General features: G+C 39.9%; 20 protein-coding genes and 1 riboswitch. Of the genes, 14 read left to right on the forward strand and 6 right to left on the reverse strand.

The window, feature by feature from the left end; genetic code table 11:
• Positions 1 to 195: 195 nt before the first annotated feature.
• From B3C94_RS06760 to B3C94_RS06775, 4 genes are all read left to right on the forward strand, one after another.
• Positions 196 to 642, forward strand: a complete 447-nt coding sequence (locus B3C94_RS06760; protein WP_293900931.1) for a low molecular weight protein-tyrosine-phosphatase — start codon at positions 196 to 198, stop codon at positions 640 to 642.
• Between the two features lie 37 nt (positions 643 to 679).
• On the forward strand, positions 680 to 1,027 hold the full coding sequence (locus B3C94_RS06765; protein WP_293900934.1) for a hypothetical protein: 348 nt from the start codon (positions 680 to 682) through the stop codon (positions 1,025 to 1,027).
• 56 nt (positions 1,028 to 1,083) lie between these two features.
• Positions 1,084 to 1,842 (forward strand): peptidylprolyl isomerase, encoded by a 759-nt coding sequence (locus B3C94_RS06770; protein ID WP_293900937.1) that lies wholly within the window; start codon positions 1,084 to 1,086, stop codon positions 1,840 to 1,842.
• A 73-nt stretch (positions 1,843 to 1,915) separates the two neighbouring features.
• Positions 1,916 to 2,683: an exodeoxyribonuclease III gene (locus B3C94_RS06775; RefSeq protein ID WP_293900940.1), complete on the forward strand. Its 768-nt coding sequence runs from the start codon at positions 1,916 to 1,918 to the stop codon at positions 2,681 to 2,683.
• 81 nt (positions 2,684 to 2,764) lie between these two features.
• Here B3C94_RS06775 and B3C94_RS06780 read toward each other — a convergent pair whose 3' ends face one another.
• Positions 2,765 to 3,829, reverse strand: a complete 1,065-nt coding sequence (locus tag B3C94_RS06780; protein ID WP_293900943.1) for an Mrp/NBP35 family ATP-binding protein — start codon at positions 3,827 to 3,829, stop codon at positions 2,765 to 2,767.
• A gap of 398 nt (positions 3,830 to 4,227) precedes the next feature.
• Here B3C94_RS06780 and B3C94_RS06785 point away from each other — a divergent pair, with 398 nt between their 5' ends.
• Positions 4,228 to 6,402, forward strand: coding sequence for a transglycosylase domain-containing protein (locus B3C94_RS06785; protein WP_293900946.1), 2,175 nt, complete (start codon positions 4,228 to 4,230; stop codon positions 6,400 to 6,402).
• A 27-nt stretch (positions 6,403 to 6,429) separates the two neighbouring features.
• A complete protein-coding gene (hpt, locus tag B3C94_RS06790) occupies positions 6,430 to 6,969 on the forward strand; it encodes a hypoxanthine phosphoribosyltransferase (protein ID WP_293900949.1) in 540 nt (179 codons plus the stop codon).
• Positions 6,970 to 7,013: 44 nt separating this feature from the next.
• Here the strand turns inward: hpt and B3C94_RS06795 are convergent, their stop codons facing one another.
• Complete coding sequence (locus B3C94_RS06795) at positions 7,014 to 7,511, reverse strand: hypothetical protein (protein ID WP_293900952.1); 498 nt, start codon at positions 7,509 to 7,511, stop codon at positions 7,014 to 7,016.
• 78 nt (positions 7,512 to 7,589) lie between these two features.
• Positions 7,590 to 8,159, reverse strand: a complete 570-nt coding sequence (locus B3C94_RS06800) for a DNA-3-methyladenine glycosylase I (RefSeq protein WP_293900955.1) — start codon at positions 8,157 to 8,159, stop codon at positions 7,590 to 7,592.
• Positions 8,160 to 8,282: 123 nt separating this feature from the next.
• On the opposite strand from B3C94_RS06800, the gene B3C94_RS06805 reads away from it, so the two are divergent.
• The 3 genes from B3C94_RS06805 (at position 8,283) to B3C94_RS06815 (ending at position 11,346) form a co-directional block, all read left to right on the forward strand.
• Complete coding sequence (locus B3C94_RS06805; protein WP_293900958.1) at positions 8,283 to 9,254, forward strand: DUF4271 domain-containing protein; 972 nt, start codon at positions 8,283 to 8,285, stop codon at positions 9,252 to 9,254.
• 11 nt (positions 9,255 to 9,265) lie between these two features.
• Positions 9,266 to 10,036 carry a uroporphyrinogen-III synthase gene (locus B3C94_RS06810; RefSeq protein ID WP_075994453.1) on the forward strand — a complete coding sequence of 257 codons (771 nt, stop codon included), beginning with the start codon at positions 9,266 to 9,268 and terminating at the stop codon, positions 10,034 to 10,036.
• Positions 10,037 to 10,476: 440 nt separating this feature from the next.
• The gene (locus B3C94_RS06815) at positions 10,477 to 11,346 is read left to right on the forward strand and encodes a cupin-like domain-containing protein (RefSeq protein WP_293900965.1); all 870 of its coding nucleotides are present in this window, start codon (positions 10,477 to 10,479) and stop codon (positions 11,344 to 11,346) included.
• A gap of 91 nt (positions 11,347 to 11,437) precedes the next feature.
• Here B3C94_RS06815 and B3C94_RS06820 read toward each other — a convergent pair whose 3' ends face one another.
• Positions 11,438 to 14,317 carry a PD-(D/E)XK nuclease family protein gene (locus B3C94_RS06820; protein WP_293900967.1) on the reverse strand — a complete coding sequence of 960 codons (2,880 nt, stop codon included), beginning with the start codon at positions 14,315 to 14,317 and terminating at the stop codon, positions 11,438 to 11,440.
• Between the two features lie 7 nt (positions 14,318 to 14,324).
• Complete coding sequence (locus B3C94_RS06825; protein WP_293900970.1) at positions 14,325 to 17,675, reverse strand: UvrD-helicase domain-containing protein; 3,351 nt, start codon at positions 17,673 to 17,675, stop codon at positions 14,325 to 14,327.
• 443 nt (positions 17,676 to 18,118) lie between these two features.
• On the opposite strand from B3C94_RS06825, the gene B3C94_RS06830 reads away from it, so the two are divergent.
• The 5 genes from B3C94_RS06830 (at position 18,119) to B3C94_RS06850 (ending at position 24,870) form a co-directional block, all read left to right on the forward strand.
• Complete coding sequence (locus B3C94_RS06830) at positions 18,119 to 18,640, forward strand: 30S ribosomal protein S16 (RefSeq protein ID WP_075994449.1); 522 nt, start codon at positions 18,119 to 18,121, stop codon at positions 18,638 to 18,640.
• Positions 18,641 to 18,759: 119 nt separating this feature from the next.
• On the forward strand, positions 18,760 to 19,284 hold the full coding sequence (gene rimM / locus B3C94_RS06835) for a ribosome maturation factor RimM (protein ID WP_293900975.1): 525 nt from the start codon (positions 18,760 to 18,762) through the stop codon (positions 19,282 to 19,284).
• 104 nt (positions 19,285 to 19,388) lie between these two features.
• A complete protein-coding gene (locus B3C94_RS06840; RefSeq protein WP_293900978.1) occupies positions 19,389 to 20,240 on the forward strand; it encodes a hypothetical protein in 852 nt (283 codons plus the stop codon).
• A gap of 235 nt (positions 20,241 to 20,475) precedes the next feature.
• Positions 20,476 to 20,578: riboswitch (SAM riboswitch) on the forward strand.
• A gap of 69 nt (positions 20,579 to 20,647) precedes the next feature.
• Positions 20,648 to 21,604: a methylenetetrahydrofolate reductase [NAD(P)H] gene (gene metF, locus B3C94_RS06845; protein ID WP_293900981.1), complete on the forward strand. Its 957-nt coding sequence runs from the start codon at positions 20,648 to 20,650 to the stop codon at positions 21,602 to 21,604.
• A 236-nt stretch (positions 21,605 to 21,840) separates the two neighbouring features.
• A complete protein-coding gene (locus B3C94_RS06850; protein WP_293900984.1) occupies positions 21,841 to 24,870 on the forward strand; it encodes a protein O-mannosyl-transferase family in 3,030 nt (1,009 codons plus the stop codon).
• 148 nt (positions 24,871 to 25,018) lie between these two features.
• On the opposite strand, the gene B3C94_RS06855 is transcribed toward B3C94_RS06850, so the two are convergent.
• On the reverse strand, positions 25,019 to 25,684 hold the full coding sequence (locus tag B3C94_RS06855; RefSeq protein WP_293900987.1) for an OmpW/AlkL family protein: 666 nt from the start codon (positions 25,682 to 25,684) through the stop codon (positions 25,019 to 25,021).
• Positions 25,685 to 25,938: the final 254 nt, after the last annotated feature.

Genomic DNA, 25,938 nt, shown 5'->3' on the forward strand with positions numbered 1-25,938 from the left:
GTTATTTTGCGGAGTGAAGTGCCGAAATCACTTCAGCACTTTTGATGCTGGGCCTTTCTGGCCTTGTGATTTATTACATATTTTGCTATTGACAAGCATGGAAGCCTGATTATGTGGACTAATCGCGTGCTTTGCACCGTTAGTTGGATTGCAGTGTGGTATTGCTACTTTTGATAGCTTTTAAAAATTATAGAGATGAAGATTTTAATGGTTTGTTTGGGAAATATCTGTCGTTCTCCCCTTGCACATGGTATATTGAAACAAAAAGCAGCAGATAATCAATTAAACTGGGTTGTTGAATCGGCTGGTACAGGTGACTGGCATATTGGTGAAGCACCTGATCGTAGAGCTATAGCAATTGCAAAGAAATACGGTGTCGATATTTCCGGTCAGCGGGCCCGGCATTTCAAACCGCAATTTTTTTCCGAATACGATCTTATCTTTGTGATGGATAGACAAAACTATGCGGATGTATGCGCTCAGGTGATTGATAAGGAAGACCTGAACAAAGTGAAATTGTTTTTAGGGGATGATGTTGTTCCTGATCCATATTTTGATGATAATTTGTTTGATCCAGTTTTTCAGATGATTGATCGACGTTGTGCAGAGGTTATAGCCACAGGAGGGAATCAAACAGCATAGGTGTATTTATTTATCTTAGTTTGTTTAAAAATAAAAAATGAAGGCAGCAGAAGTAAACAAGAAGTGGAGTATCCTACAGGGAGAAATTGCTTCTCTATTCGATATGGAAAAGCCTGACATCAAGGTCTGTTTATTCCTTATTGGTGTTCAGGAATTGGGCAAAGGTGCCCAGAAATTCTCAAAACGGGAGAAGGAAGAATTGATGCACATTGCAACATGTCGTCTTTTCAGTGCGATGGGTTTTTATAATCTTAAAGGCCTTGATGAGGAAGGCTGGCCACATTGGGAATTGGTGAAACCTATTCCCAACTATACACTCTTAGAACAAGAATTAATCATGAAGTCGTTGATCATAGATTATTTTGAGGAATTAAACGTTATTTAGGGGATCAAACAATTAGGGAACCATGCGCATTCAATGCAATATATAATTATTAACAGATGAAATTTTTAAAGACTAGTTTAATAGCAGTATTTTGTTTTCTGCAGGTTTTGGCATTTGCCGCTAAACCCGAGTTCAAATATGTACAGATCGTTACTGACAAGGGCACCTGCGTGCTGCGGTTGTCCAATGAGACACCAAAACATCGAGATAACTTTGTGAAATTGGCAAAAAGTAAATACTACGATGGAACCTTGTTCCATCGCGTTATCCAGAATTTTATGATTCAGGGTGGTGATCCTGATTCAAGAAATGCTGTTGGCGGGGCTCAATTAGGTAATGGAGGACCGGGGTATACGATTCCGGCAGAGATTCAGGATGGATTATTCCATAAAAAAGGTACTATCGGAGCGGCCAGAGATAATAATCCGGCAAAGGCTTCTTCGGGGTCTCAATTTTATCTGGTTCAGGGAAAAGTATTCACCCCTGAAGACCTCAATCGTTTGGAGGAAACACGAATGAATGGCAAGAAATTTTCTGAAGCACAGCGTCAGGCTTACACGACTATCGGCGGTGCGCCTCATCTGGATTGGAATTATACCGTATTTGGCGAGTTAGTAAAAGGAATAGATGTCATCGATCAGATTGCCGCTGTAAAAACAGATAAACATGATCGGCCGGAGGTCGACCAAAAGATGACCATGCATGTGCTGACAAGACGAGAAGCATTAAACTTGGAGCGCGAACTAAAAGGACTAAAACCTCAGACGGGTTTCTTTTCTAAAATCGGTGATCTGTTCTCTTCTAAGGATTATTAATGTTGTTACAATTCGCAAAATCGAGATTGAAGAGGTTTTCTTTTCTATTATCTAGCATCACAATATTCAAAAAATGAAAATAGTAACCTATAACGTGAATGGTTTACGCGCAGCCTTAAAGAAGGATTGGTTGGGCTGGTTGAAAACTGTAAATGCAGATGTCATCTGTCTTCAGGAGATTAAAGCTACACCTGATCAGATACCCGAAATTGCTTTGTTGGAACAGATGGGCTATGAGCATTACTGGTATCCAGCTCAAAAGAAAGGATATAGTGGAGTTGCTTTGTTTACCAGGATGACACCAAAACATGTTGAGTACGGCTGTGGTCATGAGGATTATGATTTTGAAGGACGTATTATACGTGCTGATTTTGATCAGGTTTCAGTCATGAGTACCTATTTTCCTTCGGGCACAACCGGAGATGTAAGACAGGATTTTAAATACCGTTTTCTGGCAGATTTTCAGTTGTATAGCGATAAGCTTTTGGTCGAAAAACCGAATTTGGTTGTTTGTGGTGACTATAATATCTGTCATCGCGCCATCGATATTCATAATCCAAAATCAAATGCAAACTCTTCGGGATTTCTTCCGGAGGAGCGTGAATGGATGGAGAATTTTATTAATTCGGGTTATATCGACTCTTTTCGTCATTTAAATCCGGATCCGCATCATTACAGTTGGTGGAGTTACCGTGCTGGGGCACGTGCGAAAAACCTGGGTTGGCGTATCGATTATAATATGGTTTCAAAACCTTTGACAGAACAAATCAAATCTTCCAGTATAATGCCGGATGCTGTCCATTCCGATCATTGTCCAGTATTGCTGGAACTTGCTGTCTAACGAGATTGCATTCCAAAAAAAGGCTTTCATGCAAATGAAAGCCTTTTTTATGATGAAGCGCAAAAGCACATTATTCACGAACTATTTCCCCTGGCTATGGATAATGGAAAGCTGTTGTGCAACTTTCTCCGCAATCGTTAAAAATGATCTTGTTACAGGATCTTCAGTATCTATGGCGACCGGGAACCCATTATCTCCAGCATCAGAAATGCCTTTTAATAAAGGGATTTCACCCAGGAAAGGAACTTTATATTCTTCTGCCAGGCGTTTTCCACCATCCTTGCCAAAAATATAATATTTATTGTCTGGTAATTCTGCAGGTGTAAAATAGGCCATATTTTCCACGACGCCCAATAATGGAATATTGATACTATCCATTAAGAACATACCAATTCCTTTAACAGCATCAGCTAGGGCAACGTGCTGCGGTGTTGTGACAATCACAGCTCCCGCAATAGGGAATGTTTGTGATACGGTGATATGGATATCTCCGGTGCCTGGCGGCATATCAACGACCAAGTAATCCAGTTCACCCCAATGTGCATCGTTAAAGAGCTGCTTGATTGCTGAGGTCGTCATTGGACCACGCCATGGAATAGGTTGGTTTGGATCGGTAAAAAATCCTATAGAAAGTAATTTCAGTCCAAATTTTTCAAGTGGTTCGATTTTAACCTGTCCGTCTGGCATTTCTACCGAACCTGGTTTAGCACCCTCCAATCCAAACATAATCGGAAGAGATGGTCCATAGATGTCGGCATCTAAAAGTCCTGTTTTAGCACCTTTAGCATGGAGAGCAAGAGCCAAATTGGCTGCAACCGTAGATTTACCAACTCCACCTTTGCCTGAAGAAACCAAAATGATGTTTTTAATGCCCGATACTTGTGCCCCTTGTTTTCCGATCACATTGGAAGTCATTTTGATCTCGACTTCGAGATTTTTGTCGATGAAATGCGCTATGGCATTCCGACAAGCATGCTCAATATGATCCTTAAGCGGACAAGCTGGAGTCGTTAAAATGACATCGAAAGAAATTTTTTGTTCTTCGATCTCGATATTTTGAATCATATTCAATGTTACAAGATCCTTTTTCAAATCAGGCTCTTCAACATAGGATAATGCATTTAATATTTGTTCTTTGGTAACCATCTATTATTCATTTGTAATCACGGATTACAAAACTACTCATTGCAGATCAATTTCATGTCATTTCTTTGTTTTTAATGGGATTAAGAAAGCTGTATTACTTCAAAAGAGAGGGTATGTTAATTTACATAGTTCAAGTTTAAAACCTTAAGTCGATATCCCTGTCATTTAAACCGACTTCACAGGGGTTTGATAGGTCCTCATTCGGATAAACCTCTGCGAAGTACCTATTAAGTTCCTATAAAATAAGTTGTAAATACCTATTAGAAGTTAAACATATTCGAAACTGTGGAGCCATTGGTCAGCGTGGTTCTTATCATTTTTATCCGTCTATGTGTGCTTAGAAAAACTTCATGTATATTTGACTGTTGATATGCACGAATTTGCATTACGTAATAATTATGTCCAATCGATTTATAACATCTTTTAAGTCCCGCAAGTGGCGATGGCTTTATATTGCTCTAGCTGCTATTCTGGTTTTGGCTATTGCAGTTGGTACCTATGCTTATCAGAAAAGAGATGCCATGCTCATGGGAGCAATCAACAAAGCGAAAGCAAAGTTGCTTGAAAAGTATGATATGGAGTTGAAGATCCAATATTATGCCTTCCAGGGAATTAATGCAGTACAGTTTAAGAATATACAATTGTTGCCCAAACATCGAGATCAACTGGCACAGATCAACGATCTGACGGTATCTGTAAAATTGTGGCCTCTGCTATTTGGAGATGTGAAATTGGGTCAGGTTATTTTGGATAATGGAACAGTTTCTCTTGTTAAAAAAGATTCGATCAGTAACTATGATTTCTTGTTCAAGAAACAGAAAAAAGATACTGTGGAAAATGATAATCCAAAACAGAATCTCGCCGCACTGGCAGATCGATTGTTGAAGAATGTGTTTTTTAAGGTCCCGAATGATCTTGATCTCAAGAATCTTGAGCTTTCTTATCGCGATGACAGTACCTCACAGCGCATTGTCATTCCTTCTGCTGTGATCGACGGTGGAGATATGGAAACCAAGTTCCTGTTAAATGATCATGAGGCGGCCTGGAATCTGACTGGAACTATAGATTCGGATAATCAAGAATGTGACCTTCGCCTTTTTTCTGATAAAAAGGAGGTAAATCTTCCCTTGTTGCAACGTAAATTTGGTCTTGCAGTAAGTTTTGATGAAATATCATTCCGTTTGGATAAGGCTCACAGGAGGAATAAGGAATTATTGGAGTTGCACGGGCAATGGGGCTTTAAAAATCTGAAAGTAAATCACTGGCGCGTTTCTAGTAAAGATGTTATCTTTCCGGAGGCCATCATGCAGGGGGCATTGAATATTGGAGCTTCGTCAATTGAAGTCAGCAAAGAAAGTACCGTACAGGTCAAAGATTTTGTGTTTTCTCCTTATCTCAAATATGTACATAAACCTGAGAAAGAGCTTTTCCTCGCTGTTCATACCGATAAGATCGAGGCGCAGCACTTTTTTGATGCCATGCCAGTTGGATTATTTCCGGGCTTAGATGGTATTCAGGTGGAGGGGCATATTCAGTACGATCTGAATTTTGCTCTTGAATTAAAAAGGCCCGAAAAGCTTCTTTTCTCCTCCAAAATGGATGATAAGGATTTAAGAGTCGTTAAATGGGGGGAGGCCGACATTGCGATGCTAAATACACCTTTCACGTATACGGCCTATGAGGATGGTAAGCCGATGCGGGAGATTGTGGTAGGTCCTCAGAATCCTAATTTTACACCGATCGATCAAATATCCCGTTATATGCAGATTAGTTTGATCAATACAGAAGATCCATTTTTCTTTAAGCACAAGGGTTTTGAGGAAAAAGCTTTTAAGCTCTCCATTGCTACAAATATCAAGGAGAAAGGATTTAAGCGCGGGGCGAGTACGATATCGATGCAACTGGTAAAAAATGTATTTCTAAACCGGAATAAAACCGTTGTGCGGAAGCTGGAAGAAATTTTGCTGGTATGGCTCATGGAACGTTCGCAGCAAGTTAGTAAAAAACGCATGTATGAAGTCTATCTGAATGTCATCGAATGGGGAAATAATGTCTATGGTATTACCGAAGCGGCCCGCTATTATTTTGGAAAAACTCCGGCACAGCTAGGGCTTGGTGAAAGTATATTTTTGTCCAGCATTGTTCCGCGACCTAAAAAAGGACTGAACTTTTTTGACTGGACAGGGCACCTGAAAGGGAATATGTTGCGCTATTTTAATACCTATGGTCATATTATGACCAAAACGGGACAGATTAGCGTAGATTCAACAACTTCAAATTATGGTTTCTATGAAGTTGTTCTGCAGCCGCATCTGCGTGCCGCGAGACCAGCGGTTGTGGATTCTGTGGATATGTTCGACATGGGAGACGATCCATTGTTGTTCGATAATTTGGAGAGTACTTCTCCCGCCGATAATCTTGAAAGCGTGTCGGTGCCGAAGAAACTAAAAAAGATAGATCTTACCGAAAAGAAAGAAGAGGAAGCTGTTGAACAGGAGAAACCAAAGCGATCGCTGTTTGACAAGATCTTGGGACGTAAAAAAGAGGAAAAAGATAACGACGCACACAAATAGTGTCTGTAACGAAAGAATATTATTAGGATGAAAAAGATAGAAATTGACGGATTGCTTTTCGAGCCTTTATTTGAAGGGGAACAAATTCAGAAACGTGTTCGCCTGATGGGGATTGATATAAGCCTGCGTTATGAGCACAAACAGCCTGTTTTTATAGGTGTTTTGAATGGATGTTTTATGTTTATGGCAGATTTGCTGAAGCAAATTGAGGTCCCTTGTGAAATGTCATTTATTAAGCTGGCTTCTTATATCGGAACGGGCCAATCTGAACTAAACGAGCTTTTAGGGCTCGGTATCGATCTGGAGGGGCGCGATGTGATTATTGTAGAAGATATTGTCGACTCAGGGCATTCACTTAAGCATACCTTAGATGCTATAAAAAAATTAAATCCAGCTAGTGTTATAGCCTGTGCACTTTTGGTGAAACCCGAGGCGCTGCAGTACCATTTCGAGGAATTGACCTATGTCGGTTTTGAAATAAGTAAAGAATTTGTGGTTGGGTATGGCATGGATTATAACGGTCTTTGTCGCAATCTCCCTGATATCTATAAAAACGTAGCAATTTAATGTGCCATCAATTGATAAATAGATTTTAACTGTAGAATTTTGATCTATTCAAGTGTTTGGTGGCTGTATAATTCTTTCAGTGTGATGACCAAAGTTTCCAAGTCAGCTAATGGAAACTTAGAGACAGTTTCAAGGACCTCTTTCTCATCAAATTTAATGACCAAGATTCCTTTGTTATCTTCCTCATAGCCTATCTTTTCGATCATAAAACCTATCTTATCGAAATCAAATTCTTTTAAATTGTCCTTAAACCATCGGTAGTCTGCAGTATAATTTATTTTTTTTGTTTGAAAATGAATAATCTCAGCGCCATAGGTATTCCATAGTGAAACACGAAGCATATAGAATGCTATTAATCCGAATATAGCATAGATAGCAATACTTATAATTGTCATCTCGCCATGGAGCACATTGGCAATGAGGCCACCTAAAGGTAGCGTTATTGTAAATATGGTCAGTAAATAGATGAATAGTCTAGCAATTAGAGCGCCCCTTTTTTCTTTTAATATCAGCTGGTTTTGTTTTAACTCGATTTGATTCATATGTCGTATTTTTTCAGAATAGTTAGTTTTGACGAGTATAAATTGGTCTTTGCGAAAGGTCTTTGTGGTCTAAAGTGGCTAGTCGTATTTAAATGAACAGGTTTCGATATGATCATTGACCATTCCAACGGCTTGCATATAGGCATAGCAAATGGTAGATCCAAAAAACTTGAACCCTTTTTTCTTCATGTCCTTTGCTATTTTGTCTGAAATCTCCGTTGTAGCAGGTACATGCTGCAAACTTGGCCAATGGTTCACAATGGGCTGTTGTTCAGGCAGGAAGCTATAAAGGTAGTTATAAAAACTGCCATATTCAACCTGGACTTTTTTGAAAAGCTGTGCATTGGTAATGGTGGATTCAATTTTATTGCGATGTTTGATAATACCGGACTCCTTGAGCAACTGTTCGACAGCTTCGTTGTTGTACGCCGCTACCTGATCGGCATCAAAATTGGCGAAAGCTTCTTGGTAAGCGCTTCTGCGACGGAGAATCGTGATCCAGCTTAAGCCCGCCTGAGCAGATTCCAGTACTAAAAATTCGAATAAGGTTCTGTCGTCTTTGACTTGCCGGCCCCATTCTTTATCGTGATAGTCAACGTATTGCTCGTCAGATCCACACCATTGGCAACGTGTAATTTCTTTGTGCATGTTCTCTAAAGATTTTTTGGATGCAATATAACTTTTTATCCTAACTTTACGACCACAATTAAAGAGTTTCGAATATAGATGGTTATTGAGCATCTCATTGCCGTTAAGAGACAATTCATTTTAATGAGCGTTACAATCTTCAAATATCATATTCTATTTGTACTATTTCTGCTGTTTTCAATATCGGGATTGAAAGCACAGCGGCGGGCGCAGCGGGCTGTTATTCAGCGCAGCATAGTTGCGGCTGATAGTCTAAATGCTGTAAAAGATGCTGTTATTTCACCCAATCGTAAAGTTTTGGAATCCCTGAACCCAGCACTACAAAATCAATATCGAATTGTAACCGTGGAAGAGAAAGGACTAGCGGTTCATAACATCAATAATTTTGATGTACAGCAGTATTTTCAGGGGGAAATGAGGCGTAGCAATTTGGATAGGCAAGATGGGACGCTCAAAGTTCATCGAGAAAACTGGATCCTATTTACGGTTCTTGCATTAATTTTTGGTGTTGGAATGATTCGGGTGTTTTTTCCTTCAGATATCAAATTGGTTTTTCAGGGCTATTGGGATGATCGGGTTTTATTGTCTGTGAGCAAGGAGGATACGATCCTGACATCTTGGCCATTTATATTTCTATTTATATTATTTTCGGGAGCGATAGGCTTATTTGTAAGTCTATTTTATGCGTATGAATTGAATAGATTCGATTTTATTACTTTCCCTAATTATATGAAGACTGTAGGAATGGTTGGTGGTTTGTTCGCGTTAAAAATCGGATTTATCAGATTCTTATCCTTTGTTTTTGAAATTAGAAAGTTAGTAAAAGAATATGTGACGGTGTTGTATCTGATCTATTTCAACACACTTTTTTTAATGCTTCCTGTGTTATTAATTTTGAGTCTTGTTCCCTTGACATCGGTTGGTGTTGTGTTGCATTTGGCTATTGTTGGAGCCGGTTTGCTGTTTTTCTATCGGTTTCTTAAGACAGCGGCTCATATTATGTCTATGTATAAATTTTCAATTTCCTATTTAATTTTGTACCTTTGTTGCCTAGAAATAGCACCAATATTAATACTGTTAAGATTATTGAGCTAAAACTGGTTAATATGCAAACTTCAGACGTAGAAAGAGCAAAGAAGGTAAAAAGTGTACTGGTGACTTTACCAAAGCCTGAAAACGATAAGTCCCCTTATTATGATTTAGCAAAGAAATACGGGTTAAAATTAGACTTTCGAGGTTTTATACACGTAGAAGGAGTTCCTGCCAAAGATGTGCGTAGGGATAAGGTTAATTTAGCAGATTATTCTGCGGTAATATTTACGAGCAGAAATGCTGTAGATCATTATTTTAGAATTTGTGAAGAGATGCGATTTGAAGTTTCTGCAGAAATGAAATATTTTTGTATTTCAGAAACGATTGCCCTCTATCTTCAAAAGTATATTCAATATAGGAAACGGAAAATTTTCTTTGGCAAACAGACTGCAAAAGATCTTGAGGAGGTGTTGAAAAAACACAAAGGAGAGAATTTTTTATTCCCATGCTCGGATGTTGCCAATGAGGAAACAAGCAATTGGTTACAGCAAAATGGCTATAAGTTTACTCCTGCTGTTCTTTTTAGAACCGTTGTAAGTGATTTGACTGATCTGAAGGATGTTTTCTACGATGTTATCGTGTTCTTTAGTCCTTCCAGTGTACAGTCTTTATATGATAACTTCCCGGACTTTAAACAGAACAATACCAGGATTGCTGCATTTGGTGCATCAACCCAGCAGGCACTTTTAGATCATGGATTGATTTTAGATATTCCGGCTCCGACACCAAAAGCGCCTAGTATGACAATGGCTGTCGAAGAATATATCAAAAAAGTAAATAAGTAATAACCTCGCAGAAGGTAAATAACAAAAAAAGGGTTTTTTAAAACCCTTTTTTTGTTATTTAATCAATAGGGAAGTCCACAAGTTGCTAAGCAGTTTTCCGTTGCTGTGTTGCAGGCTTTACTTTTCCGTATTGGATCGACAAGATTGTTGCTTTCTGGGTAGATTTGAGGGTTTACCCCGCTGATATGCTTCTATTTATAGGCTACAAAGGATTAGGAAAGAGACGGCCTATTTGTGTTCGTCAGGGTATAAAAATGACTTCGGATGGGATCAATCGTGTTAAAAAGTAATAAAAGTGACGTAGGTCATTGAGATTTTAAGTATATTTCTATTAAATTGCTTGGGGTAATTTATTCCAATTAAAAATAAGGTCTAGGCCTTATTTTTAAAATTTGATAGAAATATTTTTTATGTTTGTAATTAAGCAAAATTAGTCAGTCGTGAAGTTAAAGCAAGTTGATAAAATTTCGGGCATTCGATCAGAGGACTTCTTAAAAAATTATCTGAAACCAGGTTTTCCTGTCATTATATCAGATTTTATCAGTGCAGAAAGTCCAGCGTGGAAGAAATGGAGTTATGATTACTTTAAGGAAATTGCAGGAGATATAAAAATAGATGTCTACGGAAAAGAGGAGGAGTCAATGGACCGTGCTGCCAGCGCCCCTGTTGGCCATATGACATTTGCAGAATACTTGGATCTGATTACAAAAGAACCTACTGAATTGCGGTTGTTTTTGTTCAATCTGCTCAAAATACGTCCTGAACTGAAACACGATGTTATTTATAACGATGTGACAGGAGGCAAGGTCTTGCAATGGCTACCATTTATGTTCTTTGGTGGAGAGGGGTCAAGTACCCGTAATCATTTCGATATTGATATGTCACACGTATTTATTTCTCAATTTCAAGGATTAAAACGTATCTGGCTTTTTCCGAATGATCAATCTGATTTGATGTATAAATTGCCGTACAACTTTCATAGTATTGCCAATCCAAAATATAGCAGCGAAGAAGAGTATCCTGGTATTAAGTACCTGGACGGCTACGAAGCGGTAATCCATCCTGGAGAGACCTTATACATGCCAGCAGGATGGTGGCATTATATTCAATATGAAACGGAGGGCTACTCGATTTCTGTTAGGGCTTTAGCAAATTCGATCAGTGAGAAATTGAAAGGCGCGCGTAATCTGTTTATCACAAGGCATTTTGATAATACGATGCGAAAAATCTTTAAAGACCATTGGTTCCACTATAAAATTAACACAGCAAAACGTCGAGCCAATAATGCAATTAAAAGAAACAAACGTTAATATAGAAAAAAGGGACTGAAATGTCCCTTTTGTTTTTAAGTATATTTTAATAAAGGATTTAGTTTGATTTCTCCTTAAACCTTTGCTGTACTCATTCTTCTGCATCAGCCCATTTGCTAGCTTCCCGATAGAATAGGGTATAAGGGTCGCTTGGGTAAACTACTGTGTCCGGATTATGTCGAAATGGAATATCTGGGTTGAAGATTTCCTGAAGAATATCTCGCAGGAATCTGACAAAATTTTCTTTCTGGAAAGCAAGGAATTCATCAGTCAATATTCCCTCTTTACCACTGAATAATGTCCCTTCTTCCCGCATTTTACGGGCGACATAGAGATGAGGTTCGAGTTGTTTTCTTCCTGTCTTTTGTTCGAATACATAGGCATAGAATAGCGTCTGCACCATGGCTTTATTTTCGGTATTTGGCGCAAATACCTGATCGATTTCTTTAAATATGATCGAATCCCCTCCTGTTTTGTAATCGACAATTCTACTGATAATGCGGTCGTCGTGTGTTATGACCTCGTCTACACGGTCAATGATACCGTAAAGTGTGACCTGTTGTTCTTCTCCATTGATTTGAAGGCGGAAAGGCAATATATAGTCGTTATCATTCTCGAGTTCGATAATCCGAAAGGCTTTGTAGTTGTTGATGTCATATTCGAGATACATCTTGACATACTCGCAGGCAATCTTCAGCATGATCCGCTGCAGGCTGTTTAAATCATGTGTTGTCTTTAATTCGACCTGATATTGAATGCCGATTTCACGAATGACATGTGCCTCTATCTTGTCGATCTGCCCTTGCAGGATACTCGTCGTTGTAAAGTCCTGTTGCCCCTTGAAAGGTAGGAATATCTTCTCCATTACATTATGAATGACTGTTCCCAGTTTATTCATCTCAAATTCCTGGGAGATCGAAGGTGGTTCTTTGATGTTGGCGATATGTTTCAGGAAAAACTGCAAAGGAGATTGTAGGTATGTCGTAAGTGCTGTTGCCGATATCTTTTTCTGGTTAATGATAAAGTCCTGATACATCTTTTCCCAGACTTCGCCACGTTTCTCGATAACAATTTCTTGAGCTTTATCTGCAAATTGGATGGTCTGCTGCTGAATTCTTCTGTCAAATTTAAAATTGCTTTCAAATTCCAACTGTTTGATAAAGCGACTTTCTTCACCCGTTGAGCTCTCGTCAACCAAGCCATTGTAGAAAATATGTATTCCTTCACTGTATTGAAAATGGCGATAAAATAAATAGGCTGAAAGGGCATCTTGATTCTCCAATATAGGGAGTCCATAAGCACTTCTTAGGCTATTGGGTATGAAGGTAGGTGAGTTGGAAGTCTTGGGAAGAATGCCTTCGTTTGCTCCTAGGATATAGACATTGTCAAAATTTAAACAACGACTTTCCAAGAGACCCATTATTTGGATGCCTTCGAGCGGATCACCTTCTATGGCCGAATTTATTGGAGCAATGGCTTTTTTGATCAAGCCGATCTGAAAGCTGATGCTTAAAGGAGCTACGGTTTCAAAACCTAAAAGTAGCTGGTTTAGCGTTTTCTTGGTCTCGATCAGGAGGTTGTTGTCAATTTGGCGGATTCGCTCCTGGGAAGAGATGCTGTAGAGCAGATTTTCGACGAGCTGAATAAGTGATGGTATCAGATGGGCCGAACTGTCTATGGGAACAAAAAATTGGGGCAAAGCGCTCTCGAAATGAAGTTCTTCCAAAGCGATCTCAAATAACTGTTTGTCGGCGATTTCCCGTTGAATCTGCAGCTTATCTGCCAATGGAACCATTGTCAGCGGATGATTGATGAAAGTCTCGATAACCTGATAGGAGATCTTTCGCCGTTTGAACTGTGATATTTCCAAATGCACCTCCATCCATAAGTCCAGTATGCCATAAATTGGAGATTGCGTCAGTGGATAACCCGTCGTGATATTGGGTTTTACGTCCGGCAGGCTTTGCAGCAAAGGTACCAGCAGGTTTTCATCGGCCAACAGGATAGCGGAAGTCTGTTCCGTGTTGTTGTGCTGTTCGAGGATATCATACAGCAATTTTGTCTGGCTTATTCTCCCCGTACTCGCATATAGATTGACGGTGGATTTTCTATTTCCAATAATATTAGGGGTATCACCCAGTGCATTGACCAAGCCTGTCTGAAAGATGTTGCGACGAATAAAGAGGCCTGCTTCCTGCATGTTGTCTTCTAGGTAATAAGCGTCTGCATCGAAGTAGAATAATGCGCGGCCTTGATCCTGCCATTGTCTGAATAACTTCGCTTCGGCCTTATTCAATGCATTAAACCCGACAAACAGGATGTGCTGAAAAGAAGATGCAAATTGCTGATTTGTAGCCTTGCCTTCAACCAGGTCGCGGTAAATTGTTGGATAATTGGTTTGCCCTTCTGCTTTAAGTTTTTCTTTGAAACGATCGTATAGAAAGGGCAATCTTTTCCAGAGCTGCAGAAAGCGTTCTTGGACCCCACTATGCCCAGCAATAGAAAAGGACTGCCAAAACTGACGGATAAATCCTTGCTGTTCTTGCGTGAGATGTTGAAAAGCAATATCAATTTTGGTATTGTCATAAAGTTCTAAATAGATCTGCTCGATGGGGACGAGATCATAATCCAGCTGGCCGAAGTCGCTCAATATAATTTCTGCAATTGGATAAAATTCTTCCAATGTTTCCGGCTGTTTGCCTTCTGCGATCAATAGCTCATTATGAATATTAAAAAGATGGAAAAATTGTGCTAGAGGACTTGCTTCAGTATCGTCGGTCGAAAGTCTGAAAAATTCCTGAATTGTAAAAAACTGAGGTGACCAAATGGCCTGCCCGTACACTTCAGAAAGATGTTTTTTGAGGTAGGTAATCGGCCGTTTATTATTAAACACGATGGCAATCTCACTCAGATCGTTCCCAAAACGTTTTTGAATGTCTGCTGCTACTAATTTTAGAAAGGCTGTCTGCATCGTGCTATTATTTTACTTCAGTTAATTGATTTGATTTCGCGTAATAGAGAAAGGCTTTAACATTGTTGTAGCCTAGGTTCTCTAAATTCTTTTTATAGTTGTCGACTTGATACTTATGTCCGATATAGTCTGTTTGTGTAAACTTGAAATCCAGAACGATTGTTTCTTCTTCTGAGGTGAAGACTTTATCGGGACGGATGGTCTCACCTTTGGCGGTAATGATACTCGCCTCGTTCCAGATCTTATAGTTTCCGGTAAGCCATTTATTGATCATGGGGTGTTTCCAGATCTGATTGATCTCTTGCATGAGAAAGGGTTCTTCCTCTTTGGAGAGAATACCTTCTTGGATCAGTTGGCGGACAAGTTTATGGATATCTTCTTCCTTTGAAATCTGAGCCATAATATCATGGGCCAATATACCGTACTGTGCGGCTTTTTCTAGCATCATGATATCATTGATGCTGCGCGAGCTCGATTTTTCTAGGGCCATTTCCAGTTCTTTGGAAATAGGATAATGGCTCAGCGAAATAATATTGTCTTTTTGAGCCTGATGTTTTTTTTGTTCGATCGTTTGGTCGATGTATACACCTTTTTCTTCCAGTGCAAACGGAGCTATCGGTGTATCCAAGACCTGGTAGAGCACATCGCTGATATATTCGTCTTTCATATCATAGCCTGTAATCTCGCCTGTCTTTTTATCAACAGTTTCTTTAAAGGACGGAGCTGTAATATAAAGGTGTTCAATTGCGCGGGTTGTTGCCACATAGAATGTATTGAGCGCATCCATGTAGTTGAACAGCATCTCTTCAAAATATTGTTTGAAAAAAACAGATTTTCCGACGGTGGAAGTATATTTAATTGGAATTTTTCCCAATTGAGCAAAGGGCGTATCTGACGTCTCGATCCAAAAATCGCCATTGATCATGCCGTCGAGATCCCAGGAACAAAAAGGAATCATCACCACATCATAAGCTAGACCTTTTGATTTGTGGATTGTGGTTACTTCGATCGCATTAATTTCTCCGTTGGAAGGGAGCACGGCCCGATTACCATCTTCTTCCCAGAATTCCAGAAACTGTATAATTCCACGTTCGCCGTTGGTGGAGAAGGTTGAGATCATATCTTTGAATGCGAGGAGGTAGGGGAGATGAATGTTGTCCATGGTTGTGAAACCGTAGATTTCAATGAGCTTTTCAATCAAATGAACCAAAGGCTGTTTCTGTGCCATTTCCCAGGAGTCAATCAGCGCCTCAGGGAGATAGGCTTTAAGAGCATGGATATCATTGACAGCAAATTTTAACCACGCATCCTGATCGATTGTGTTATTTTGTATATGCTGATAGAGATAGACCATTTTTGCTTTATGGATGGTATGTTTATCCGAATTATAGACTAGCGCTTTCAAAGTTTCGATCAACAATAATACGGCATCATTACTCGCCAGTGACAGCGCATCACCGGATATGACTTCAAATGCAAGCTGCTGTTCTTTTTTGAAGTCCATGAGTTTCTGGATGACCGATTTGGCTTGCGCATTGCTCCGCACCAGAATCCCGATCTGCTGTGCTTGATAACGCCCGCTACGGAGCCAGTCGCCTATTTTTTGACATAGTTGTACAAGCGATTCCTCAATAACCTGGTTTCTTCTGTAACGCCCATCAGTAACGGGGATGTAGGAGATCTCAATGGATCCTAATTGGTCAAGGTTTCCTTTTTTATGTTTAGGGACTTCCTGTTGGCTGTTTTCATAAGCTTTGACAAGCATCTGATCATTGCCAGAAGAAACCCACCACTGTTTACCTTCTTCATCAAGGCTTTCGAACACTTTTTCATTCAGTACCTGTTGCAGGTGTTGGGGAATACTGCTAAACAGATAATTGTTTAATTGAATGATATTCGGAAGACTTCTAAAATTGGTGTCGAGACTTCCGTTTTCGATAAAAGTCGTTTTGCCATGCTCATCCAGGTGAAAGGCCTGGCCAACCTGTTGCTCGACCTGTTGCAGGAGGATACGCCAATCGCCGTTCCGCCAGCGGTAGATACTTTGTTTGACATCACCTACAATCAGGTGTTCGCTGACTGTGCCTTTGGCATCTGCTAATGCATTGATCAATAGCGGGCTGTAGTTTTTCCATTGGATCCGCGAGGTATCCTGAAATTCGTCGAACAAAAAGTAGTTGAAGCGATTGCCGATTTTCTCCCAGATAAATGTGGGATCACTATTTTCATCCAGTCCGAGTTTATTTAATAGAATCTGCGAGTCGGAAATTAATTGAGCCCCATTGTCCCGCCGCCACTGTGTCAGTAAGTCGCTCATTTCCTTGAGCAAGCGTAAGTAATAGAGATTGTTCTGTACTGCTTGATAGGCAATATAAGCCGACAGGTTATCGTGTAGCTTTTGGAAAGATGCCAGGATGGGGCTAAGTGCTGCGATAAGATCATGGCGTATATTTTTGTCACTATCCGTAAATGCATCTTCATTGTCGATTAACTGGAGGTATTTTTCTAATATCTTGGCAATTTCGGAAGCACTCAGTTTTTCCGTTCTTTTGTTGGTTTTGCTAGCGGATATTATTTTATTGCGTGATTTACCCTTCAGTTCACTTTCGGAGATATTGAACTTCTTAAAGGTTTCACTAAATGCTTCAATCGTCATAGAGAGCGCTTCGGTGAAGGAGTTTATCTTCTGTTCAACCTCCTGATTAAGGAGATTAAAGACTTCCTTTGGATTGGCGGAGTTGATGTAACCATCAAATTCTTGGAAATTTTCAGAAAAAATAAGGCTTGCCAGACCCATTAATTGTTGGCGGTAGTTCCAATTTTCATTTTTTGCTATTTTCTTTTCCGCATAGGCAATAATCCAATCCAGGAGATCGGGGCGTTCATCCAGCAATTGATTCAGCATGACTGTGAGGTCATTTTTCACTTTATTGACATTCATTTCAATCTTATAAGCTGCATCAAGATTGAGTTCATAAGTAAATGCACGAATGACTTTTTGAGAAAAACCATCGATTGTACTGATCGTAAAATGACTGTAGTCATGTAGAATACGACGATAGACCCGATAAGCTTTCTCTTGTACGAGATGCGGATTCCAATCGGGCTGCTGCTCGAGTAAAAGCTTTCTGAAATCTTCAATTTTAGCGCTGGCATTGCCTGTTGCCAAACCATGGAGTACCGAAAGTATACGTTCCTTCATCTCCGCAGTTGCCTTGTTGGTGAATGTTACAGCCAAAATCTCTTTATAGCTATTCTCGTTGGAAAGCAGGAGAGTGAGATAGTGTAAAGTCAAGCTAAAGGTTTTTCCCGAACCGGCCGAAGCTTTAAGTATTTTTAATGGCGCAACAGATTTCATAGAATGAAGGTATAAAGTAAAAAGTGAATTGGCAAAAATGTCGAAGACAATTTGGCTGGCAAAATACACAAGCGGTTCATCCTGTTTACATTTCGTAAAATAGCCTTTTTTTTTCTGAAAGTGTCTGATCTTATTGGCCAGAAAGAACCTTCTTTTGCTTTCATTGCTGTTGGTGTCTGCGAAGTCATGAAGGTTTTGAGGAGAAGGCCTATTTTGTACACTGATTTTTAAAGACTTATTTTAACTGCCGAATAGCAAGAACAAAACATTGGAGAACAGGGGCGGTGTGTAGCCTAAAAACGGCTAAAGAAAGAAGCTAACTCTGTCGTTTTCAGTGAAGTTTTATTAAATAATAATGATGATTAAAAAAAAATAACTATCTTTGCGTCCCCTCTAGCATGAAGCTCGGGGGATATGTTGAATACATAAAATAAAATTAAAAAATGGCAACTAAAATCAGATTGCAAAGACACGGTAAAAAAGGACGTCCTTTTTACCACGTAGTCGTAGCGGATTCTCGCGCTCCACGTGACGGTAAATTCATCGAACGTATTGGTTCATACAACCCAAACACAAATCCAGCAACTATCGTTTTGGATTTTGAAAAAGCTTTGGATTGGATGAATAAAGGTGCTCAACCAACTGACACAGCTCGTGCTATCCTTTCTTACAAAGGTGTTCTTTACAAGAAACACTTGCAAGGTGGTGTGAAAAAAGGTGCTTTTGATGAAGCTGCTGCTGAAGCTAAATTTACAGCTTGGACTGAAGCTAATGATGCAAGAATCTCTGGTAAAAAAGATGGTTTAGCACAAACTAAAGCTGAAGCTAAAAAAGCTGCTTTAGTAGCTGAAGCTAAGAAAAAAGAAGAAAAAGCTGCTGCTGTAGCTGCTAAAAATGCTCCTGTAGCGGAAGAAACTGCTGCTGAAGAGACTGAAGCTCCTGCATCAGAAGAAACTGAAGGTTAATTCTTTCATAAAGTATTCGAGAAAGCCGACTCAATCTTGAGCCGGCTTTTTTTGAAACAGCCAATAGGCAAATGGTTTGCCAAATCATGTCTCACATCTAATTGCTAAATACGAAAAATATGACTATTGATCAAAGCTTTTACATCGGTTATGTCAGTAAAACAAGAGGTCTTAAAGGAGAGGTACAATTGTTTTTTGAATTCGAGGAATACGAGAGCCTGGATATGGATGTTGTCTTCGTAGAAGTGAACAAAAAGCTTGTTCCCTATTTTGTTGATACGATTAAATTTCAAAAAAATAGTACAGCTTATGTGACATTTGAGGATGTCGATCATATCGATAAGGCTCAGGTGCTCGTTCGTAAAAAATTATATCTTTCTAAAGATAAAATGCCTGAGCGCGATCCAGATGATTTTAGGTATACTGATTTAATCGGTTTTTTAGTGATCGATGAAAGCCATGGTGAACTGGGTGAAATAACAGATGTTCAGGAATTTCCGCAACAATTTGTCGCTACAGTCGATATGGATGGCAAAGAACTGATGTTCCCTTTATCGGACGATTTAATCTTAGGAATCGATGGTGAAGAGCAGATCATTGAAGTCGAACTGCCAGAGGGTTTGGTGGATCTCTATAAAGAATAAGCTATCCCCGAGCTTATTCAAATGAATAACGATATACTATAACTATTGCAGTAATTTCTTATCTTGGTTCGTGTATTATTATTGGCCATAATTATTAATTGATTTTGAAAGCGTTATTACTGCTGCTATTCACATTTTCGTTGTCTTCTTGTGTTTTCTTTGGAAAGAAAAAGGAGTTTCCTGAAGGCAATTACCAAATGATATTGGGTTATTCAAATGAAGAGTATCGTAAATTAAAAAGCGAATCTCCCCAAAATGTGGAGGCAGATACCTATGGTAATGATCCTACTATATACCGATCCTTTCTCTCACTTCATGATAAAGACGAGTTTGTCATGGCGATCGATGATATCTTACTTTTCGGCAAGTATAGATTCAATGGAGATCGATTAGAATTGACTGATGAGAAAAAAGGCAGCGTCGCATTGGATATTATTAAGGTAAAAGATGGTTTTGTTCAGCTGAGAGGTGATTTTTCACAGTTTAACTCAGCACGTGTCCCCACTACCGAAAGACTTTATATCAATTTTGCGTTAGATAAAACCCTTGTTCGGGAGACGCCCAGTAAATTTGATAGCCAAGTGAATCTCTGGCGGAACGCGCCTGTAAAATCAGAAAATGAAAAGGAGATAAAAGCCAGAGCATTGAATTTTGTAGATTATTCTATCGCTTATTTCCAGCATATATCGAGTTCTGGTACACATCACGATTATCGAATGGATGGTGTTGAATCGCCAATTATCTATGCTGAGAATGGTATTGTGCTCAAGGCATGGGCAGATGTTCCCGATTCTTGGAAGGAATTATTTTACAACGAACAGAATGCATTGCTCGCTTATCAATATTTATTTGATGGTTTTAAATATGGGTCCAAAGAAGAGTACCATGTTACAGGACTCTTATTGATCACATTTTATCTCAAAAATCTACGGAATTCCTTGGCGGCTAATCTTTAGTCACTTGTTATGGCGCATAGTCACTTGTAATCGAGCAGTCATATCTTCCTGGTTAATGAACTTCAATCTTCAGTTTTATCCACTTCTTTAAGTCTTTTACTTTTGGTGGAACGTAAATTCCTGTTGTTGTCTGGGAATAAACCTGAAGCCGTATTTGGTGCAGTCTTTTTGTCGCTATTTTTGCCTTTTCGAAAAAATATTTTTGTCTTTTGATTTTTTAAAACGATATTAGCAACGCTTATAGAGAAAGGCCGAGGGACTAGACCCAGTGAAGCCTTAGCAACCTGTATTGTTCAAGGTGCTAAATTCTACCCTGCTCCAAGTGGGAAAGATAAGTTACATGTAGATAAACATTCCTCGACTTGTGCGTTTCGATGTAAGCCAACCAAACTAAAAACATTTTTTTAATGAAGATTATCGATCATATCCAGAATGCCAAAGGAAAGACATTGTTTTCTTTTGAGCTATTGCCGCCGGCAAAAGGACAGGGCATCCAAAGTATTTTTAAAACTATGGATGAACTGATGGAGTTTAAGCCCCCTTTTATCGACGTAACCTACCATCGGGAAGATTATATCTACAAGGAGCATGCGAGTGGCTTACTGGAACGTGTATCCTATCGTAAACGTCCGGGGACAGTGGCAATATGTGCTGCAATCATGAATAAATATAAAGTGGATGCAGTCCCTCATTTGATATGCGGGGGTTTTACGAAAGAGGAAACTGAAAATGCATTGATCGATTTGAACTTCCTGGGAATAGATAATGTCCTTGTATTGCGGGGAGATGCGCGCAAGGGAGATGCCGATTTTATACCAACTGATGGAGGACATGCTTTTGCAACAGACCTATTGGAGCAGGTAACGGATATGAATAAAGGGAAGTATCTGCATGAAGATATTGTAACATCGGAGAAGACTGATTTTTGCATCGGCGTAGCGGGGTATCCCGAAAAACATTTTGAATCGCCAAATTTCAATACGGACTTTAAATACCTTAAACAAAAAGTCGATATGGGAGCGGAATTTATTGTGACCCAGATGTTCTTTAATGTCGACAAATACAAGGAATTTGTGACAAAATGTAGAGATAACGGAATTCATGTACCTATTATTCCGGGGCTAAAACCGTTGACAACAAAAAAACAATTGGTGACCTTGCCTCGCATCTTCCATTTAGATATCCCGGAAGAACTGAGTGATGCTGTTGCGGCATGTAAAACGAATGCCGACGTCAGACAGGTAGGCGAGGAGTGGCTGGTACAGCAATGTCAGGAGCTGATTAAATTTGGTGCTCCGGTATTACATTTCTATACGATGAGTAACCCTGGCCCTACAAAGAAGATTGTTGAAAAACTAGCTTAATATACAAAATACGAGAAAGGGAGCAAATAAGCTCCCTTTCTTGTTCGTATCCCCCTATGGGAAACTGCCATTTGATCTGACTTTAGGTATTTTTAATAAACCGGCCTATATAACCTGAGAAGCATGTTTATCGTCAGCCATTTGTGTTAAATAGTGTTAATTAACCTAATGGAGTCAAGATAACTTTTTAACTTAAAGTGCTAAAAAAGGATTTTAACAATAGACCAATTGACCTTATGACGTACAACAGAATAAATTCTCTACTCGGCTTTGCTTGCGGAATGATAGCCACATGTGTATATATAGCTACGGTAGAAAAGACGGTAAGCTGGTGGGATTGTGGTGAATTTATCGCCTGTGCCTATAAGTTGGAGGTGGCACATCAGCCGGGAGCACCGTTGTTTCTTCTTATTCAGAATATTTTTTCTAATCTTGCTTTAGGGAATACAGGGCAGATTGCCTATTGGATGAATATAGGTTCAGCGGTTTGTAGCGGACTTACCGTGACCTTTTTATTTTGGACGATAACCGCGATTGCCAAAAAGATACTCAACAAAGACAGACAGGCTTCTTTATCAAACTACTTACAGATCTTCGGCGCAGGAATTGTCGGGGCGATGGCATTTAGTTTCAGCGATTCATTTTGGTATTCGGCAGTAGAATCTGAAGTGTATGCGATGTCTTCTTTGTGTACAGCAGTCGTGTTTTGGGCAATCTTAAAGTGGGAAGCCCGTGCAGATGAAGAAGGCAGCGATCGTTGGTTGGTCTTTATTGCTTTTGTTATGGGACTTTCCATCGGAGTTCATCTACTAAACCTTTTGGCTATCCCAGCTATCGCGATGGTTGTCTATTTCAGAAGGGCAAGCCAGATAAGTGCGAAGGGTACCTTAAAAGCTTTTGTCGTAGGCATATTGATATTGGGTGCGGTGTTGTGGGGCATTATTCAATGGCTGGTCGGTCTGGCAGCTAAAGTAGATCTTTTATTTGTAAACTCACTAGGAATGGGATTTGGTACCGGAATTTTCTTCTCGTGCTTATTATTGGGAGGATTGATAATTTATGGTCTATATTATTCCTATAAAAAGCAGAAATATACACTCAATACAGCCTTGCTGGTTCTTTGTTTTGTTTTATTTGGATACAGTTCCTACACTATGGTCATGATCCGGGGGAAAGCAAATCCATCCTTGAACAATAATGCGCCGGATAATGTATTTTCGTTTTTGGGATATTTGAGCCGGGAACAATATATCCGGGAACCGTTAATCAAAGGACCATATTATGACTCGCAAGTGGTTGGCGTCGATAGTAAGACGAGCTATCGGAAAGATAAGTCGGAGTATGTTCCCTTCACACAGGTAGACAAATATCAATTTGATAAGGAAACCTTTTTCCCGCGTATCTATAGCCAAGATGGAAGCCATCAAGCCTATTATAGAAGTTACCTCAATTTGAAAGAAGGGCAACAGCCAACGTTTTCCGATAATTTTAAGTTCTTTTTCAATTTTCAGTTGGGCGATATGTATACCCGGTATTTCTTATGGAATTTTGTTGGTAGACAGAATGATAAGCAAGGGTATGGAACGTATAGTGACGGGAACTGGCTTTCAGGAATCAAAACATTGGACAATTGGCGTCTTGGGGGACAGGATAAACTATCCCAAGCTCAAGAGCATGACCCGAGCCGCAATACCTATTTCTTTCTTCCGCTGCTTTTGGGGATCGCCGGTGCGATCTGGTTGTATAAAAACAATAAACCCTATACACTTGTCATCACTTTACTGTTTGTATTCACAGGTATTGCGATTGTCGTTTACCTCAACCAAACTCCTATGCAGCCCCGCGAACGGGATTATGCTTATGTCGGATCCTTTTATGCTTTTGCAATCTGGATCGGATTGGGGCTGATCGCACTTGTTCGCTTTTTCAAACGATTTGTACAAACGCGCTATGCCTTAGCAACAGGTTTATCTTTTGCGTTGCTGGGAGGACCCATTATTTTGATTCATCAGAACTGGGACGATCACAATAGATCGGAGAAATCGTTGGCAAGGGACATGGCACGTAATTATCTTGAGTCCTGTGCTCCAAATGCGATCCTATTTACCTATGGCGATCATGATACGTTTCCGGTATGGTATTTACAAGAAGTGGAAGGCATCCGCCGCGATGTACGGGTTGTTGTGTTAAGTTATCTCACCGGTGATTGGTACATGCAGCAGGCAAAACAACCTACGTATCAGGCTGCGGGACTTCCGGTAACGGTCTCCCCGGAGAAAACAAAAAAAGGAGTTCGTGATTATATTCCTTTCGTGGATAGGCAACTTGACCAAGCTGTTGACATCGGTCAGTTATTGCAATTTGTGACTTCGGATGATCCAGATTATAAGGTTCAGCTGAATTCGGGAAGTATGGAGAATTATTTTCCCTCCAAAAAGGTTCAATTAAGCGTTGACAGAGCGGAAGTCGTCAAGAAGAATGCGGTCCCATCTTATTTGCAGAACGCCATTGTATCGACTATGGAATGGGAGATACCGAATGACCATCTGACCAGAGCGGACCTGACCCTGTTGTCGGTGCTCGAAAATAACCATTGGGACCGACCGATATATTTTTCGAATATGTTGCCTGGCGATATCAAATTGGGGCTGGATAAATATCTGGTCAACGAAGGTTTTACTTCGAGGCTGATGCCTGTTGCTGCAGCAGAGAAATCGCAGGGAAAATCGAGTGAGCTAACGGGATTGGTCAATATCGAGGCGTTGTATAACAATATTATGCATACCTATACCTGGGGTAATATAAAAAATGCGCAATATGTGGATACAGATTCATTCCGCTTTGCAAGCATGTATGCAAGAGATATTTTTGGAAAAGCAGCTCGTCTGTTGCTGGCCAATGGCCAGGTTAAACAAGCCGGGGAAATCGCTAAAAAGGCATACGATCAATTACCGGACCGGGTGTATGCTATGTCTGATGCAATCAACTATGCCGATATTATCGACAGTCTCTACCGGACGGGGCAACCTCAGCTTGCCAATAACATGTTGGATCGCAATCTAAATTATGTGGCTGAAAATATGGAATATCTGCATCATCTCGCAGCGGAAAAGAAAAACCTAAGCTTTGAATGGAATGATATTCAGATTGGATTAGACTCTGTCGACCGCTATCGCGAGATTTTATTGGATGCGAAAGATGCTAAGCGGCTGGCGCGCGTCGAGGGCCTGAGAAAGCAATACCAGAACTGGTATGGAATAGAGTAGGCAAATTTCCTGTAAAAGGACTGTTGTTTAGGTGAATTTAACAAAAGAAATCCGATTAAGGAGTTTTCGATAAAGAAACCAGATGAGGCCCCTTTCACATTTTGGAAGGGGCCTCGATACATATAGGATAGGGAAATGAGCCAATTTATTAGAATTTCATACCTACTCCGACGCCAAGGAGAAAAGGATTGATGTCAACTTTTGCCGGTATAGTTAAGTTGGGCGCCAAGTTTGATCCATCTACATTAACATCGGTCTTTAAAAGAATATACTTGGCATCTAAATTCACGAAATACTTATCAGATAGCTTAAAGTCAACCCCGAGCTGAGTCGCAAAACCGAAAGCATTATCGTATTTCACATTCTTCACCGTTGGTCCTGCGTTAACGCTATAGAATATGGTGTAGTTTATTCCCGCACCCACATACGGCTTTATAGCTCCCTCGGGGAAGAAATGATATTGCGCTGTAAGTGTGGGAGGAAGAAGCCATACACTGCCTAGATCGACATTGGTGGACGAACTACCTCCGATCGCTGTCAAATCTGAGCCCGTTGTATGGACTTTATGTTTGGTCGTCCCTAAGATTAGCTCCGCTGCGATGTTCTTTGTGAAAAAATAAGTAAAGTCCAGTTCAGGGATAAATTTTGTGTTGATGTCTATGTCACCGCCTATTGTATTGATATTAGCCGATTCTGTTGGCATGACTGCTACTCCTCTGAGTCTCATTTGCCAACGTTGATTAGAGATTGTTTGTGCCTGTAAACTTAATGCTCCCAAGGTGAGGGTTAGTGCAATTAAAAGTAACTTCTTCATATCGTTAATGGTATTTGTTTGCTGTAAAACTATTGCTAAAACCACAGCAAAAAAGTGACGATAATCAGGTTGAAAAATGAATGATACAATGCTTTGCTTATTGCAGATGGCGTATCTTTATAAATTACTGTTTAAAAAAAGGTAGGTATGGGAAGAAGGGGCTGGAGTTTAGTTTAGCAGGATTAAGGGGATACAAATCCTGCATGCCAAAGAATATTGAATGGATAGGAATGCTTATAAAATAGAACAGGTCG

Origin of the sequence: Sphingobacterium sp. UBA5670 (assembly GCF_002420705.1) — a bacterium.
Lineage (GTDB): Bacteria > Bacteroidota > Bacteroidia > Sphingobacteriales > Sphingobacteriaceae > Sphingobacterium.